Origin of the sequence: Streptococcus mitis, from assembly GCF_001579035.1 — a bacterium.
Classification (GTDB): Bacteria; Bacillota; Bacilli; order Lactobacillales; family Streptococcaceae; genus Streptococcus; species Streptococcus mitis_J.
The window spans coordinates 372,010-375,299 of record NZ_KQ970285.1 but is presented as its reverse complement, the minus strand read 5'-3'; the positions used below and the strand labels follow the sequence as shown (position 1 = coordinate 375,299).

Sequence of the window (3,290 nt, the reverse complement as noted above, 5' to 3'; positions counted from 1 at the left end):
CCTCCTGTCAGGCTCTACTACTGCAAGATTAAGAAGACAGCTTGTTCTTTTTAAGGCTAACCTGACTACTAGATAATAGATACATTAAGGCATTAAAGACAATAAAAATATGTCCATAGAATAAAATCAACCTCGCATCCAAACCAAGATAAAGTTTGACCATCAAAAAGATGAGCAAAAGAATTTAAAACCATAAGGTTTTTCCAAAAATAAATTTAAAGCGGTTTCGAATGTCTACTTCCTTGATTTTTACCGCCACCCCTTTATTAGCAAGAAGGAAAACGCCTGCTTCAAATAATCCACTGTAGAGAACAATCCACCCAATCGATACATTAGAAATTTGTAAAAATGTCCCTAAAAGAAGATTCAAAATACTACTCAAGAAAATAACAAGAAATAATCTGTATTTCATATTAAATACCTCCATTCATTTATTTCACGAACTTTTTAATAGAGCCTTCTAATAAAAGATTCTGTCAGAAGAGGAAGACAAACTACTTTTTATAATACTTCAAGCCCCACATGAGCAGAAGCATGATAAGCAAGCAGAGAATAGAGCCAATATAAGCAATTAGTTGTTGGTAAGATTCTCCTGCTGTGATACCTCTATACAAACAGATAATAGACATAAAGCCTGTCAAGCCGATGAACATGAGTTGATTGGTTCTAGGACTAACCAAATCATCATCTTCAAACTCTCTTATCCTCATTTCCCTAGTGAGATAAACAGTGACTAAAATAGAAGCCAAGTTAATAACCACTAAAAGAAATTGGAAAACTAAGGAAAAATTTAAAAACTGACGAGATAGAAATAGATAAGTAGAGATAAGCAAGGGCAACTGACCTAGGAACAGTCTCGCAAGAAAGATGTTCCGTTTTTTAGCAAGAAAAGTTTTCATTTCTTTGCTCCTTTCTTTTTAATAATAGCAAAATAGATCATAACTGCAATCACATAGGCTATGGTATAAAATAGCTGATACCAAGCACTCTCCCTAAGCGGATATAGAAAGATGGACATGATTAGATACAAGATGAAAATGACAAGTATTTTTTCTTCATAAGATTTCCTCCTAAATGTTTATTGAGCTAGAACCTTTACACTATTAGTATAGCACTTATTTTGACCTTGGATCACTCAAATCACGAATGGTCATCAAAACATCTTGAATTGTAAAAAATTTAAAAAGCAAGCATGAAAAACATACTTGCCCTAGGGGAATTTAACATCGTAAAGACCTAAAATCGAAAACTATTCACCCTTACTTTCGTCTGTTCTCATATATTCTCATGATCGCAACCAGGATACAGGCTGTCCCACTTGCCAAAGCTAGAAGGATAATGATAATGTTGAGGATTTCAGGCGTACTCCCTATTCTGTTGACAAGACGGACTAAAGACAATACTGTCAATAAGAGTAAAGCTACTGACCCTGTCCGAATTAAAGAAGCCATTCGGTTCTCAACCGCATATAAAAATGATGGCAACATAACACAGGTTATCGCAATCACAAACAGGTTGCCCCCTGTTTCTTCTCCCTTGTTCACCACGGAAATCATGAGAAGATTCGATGCTATAATCAACGTAGAACAGATGATAAAAAAGGATTTCTTATTCATATAGGGCACCTCATATACTATGGCATTTTAATTGATGACTACAGGCAGTACTTCTTTCCACAAATCTTCTAATCATCAACTGACATCGAGTGAATTGTTAAAACCTGACGAAAGACTTGATTTTGGCAGGTGGTATTGAGACTGGTATTAGGATGACTTTCCACAATCTTCATAACGGTATAGAGACCAACTCCTCTCTCCTCCCCTTTAGAACTTGCTCCAAAGGAGAAGATTTCAGAAATATCTATGTCTTCTTCTTTGATGGAGTTTTCAATGATAAAGGTCTCCTGTGCTCCATTCTTTAAAAAGGCAATTGAAACATGAGGTTGACTTGCTTCCACACTGGCTTCAATGGCATTATCACAAAGGACAGACACAATGGTTAGAAAATCAAGTAGGCTCATCCCCTCGACTTGAATCTCCTCTGGAACTTCGACATTAAAGACAATGTTCTTTTTTCTAGCTTTTAGAAATTTCCCTGCTAGGAGACTTTTGAGGGCACGGTCCCGAATATTCACCAATCGACCAAGGTCATATTTATTGACCTGTAATTTCTCACTGGAATCCTTTAAAACCGAGTCGTAGACCTCTTTTATCTGCTCCATATCCTCTTCCTCAATGCCCAGACGTAAGCTGGTCAAAAGATTGGTGTAGTCATGGCGAAAGCTCCGGACTTCCTTGTAAAGTTCCTCTATATGCCGACTATAGCGTTCCATTTCTCTGTAGCGCAAGGCCTGCTCTTGATCCAATCTCTCATGGAGTTTGTCCTTCAAATAGGTATCCAGTTTCTTGATAATCCCCATAAAAAGAGCAAGTAAAACACTAGAATCAGATGGCGAACAGTCTTTGATTGGATATCGTATGCATATTCAAAGTAAGACAGATTTTCCATGACTAGAAAGTAAGCTCCCATTATCCAGTTAATCGTAGTCAGGGACTTTTGAAAACCTTTATCGAGAATCTCCTTTCTCAAACTAGTAAAATCATAGTTCAACCATTTCAAAAAGGCTAAAACTATGAAGCAAACGAATATCGTCATCAATAAAAAGATAGGATTGCTACCTTTATCTACAATCCCTTTCCCAAAAAACGGAAACACAAAATAGGAGACACTTCTGTAAAAGATATCCATCAATACAATTGGAAAGAGACCATAAAAGAAAAGGAATCTTTTAGAAAGTCCTCTTAACAATAAGAAAGACAAGCTGAGGCCGAACAAGGGTTCTATAAAGTATGACAGATAGTCAGTCAAGACTAAATAATTAAAAGTTGTAACAATTGCTGCTAGAAGAAATTTTAGAAGAAAGCCCTTAAAAATTTTATCTATAGTGAAACTAATTCCATCTACCTTAAAGAACATGATAATTTCTAGTCCATGAGTAACAAGTGTATACAATAATATCCAAGCAATATTCATAAACTCTCCTAGCTCAATGCAAGTTATTGATAGCTTCAGACACTTCCCTGACCTTATAACGCGCTATCATACAGCTTCCACCATTGGGAAAGTAAAGAAGTTTTTCTTTCTTATCCAAACGAACTACATTGGCAGGATTGATGAGAAAAGAGCGGTGGCACTGCAAGAGACGAGGCTCCTGCTTGAAAACCTCCTCTAAACTCGCTGTAAATTCTAGCCTGTCCGTCTTGGTATAGAGAATAACACGATGGGCTCTG

The 3,290-nt window shown here is 36.6% G+C and carries 2 protein-coding genes and 2 pseudogenes; all 4 read right to left on the bottom strand.

Features of this window, described 5'->3' with window-relative positions:
• Positions 1-28: 28 nt before the first annotated feature.
• Positions 29-412: pseudogene (locus SMIDD26_RS01870) on the bottom strand (immunity protein).
• An 82-nt stretch (positions 413-494) separates the two neighbouring features.
• Positions 495-899 (bottom strand): hypothetical protein, encoded by a 405-nt coding sequence (locus tag SMIDD26_RS01865; protein ID WP_061438731.1) that lies wholly within the window; start codon positions 897-899, stop codon positions 495-497.
• Between the two features lie 785 nt (positions 900-1,684).
• Positions 1,685-3,033, bottom strand: a pseudogene (locus SMIDD26_RS01855) (sensor histidine kinase).
• A gap of 13 nt (positions 3,034-3,046) precedes the next feature.
• The coding region (locus tag SMIDD26_RS01850; RefSeq protein ID WP_134990102.1) for a LytTR family DNA-binding domain-containing protein at positions 3,047-3,290 on the bottom strand (244 nt) is incomplete at its 5' end.

Bases quoted from the DNA above. Each gene is read 5' to 3' on its own strand.
- SMIDD26_RS01865 (WP_061438731.1), bottom strand. From the start codon at position 899: ATGAAAACTTTTCTTGCTAAAAAACGGAACATCTTTCTTGCGAGACTG.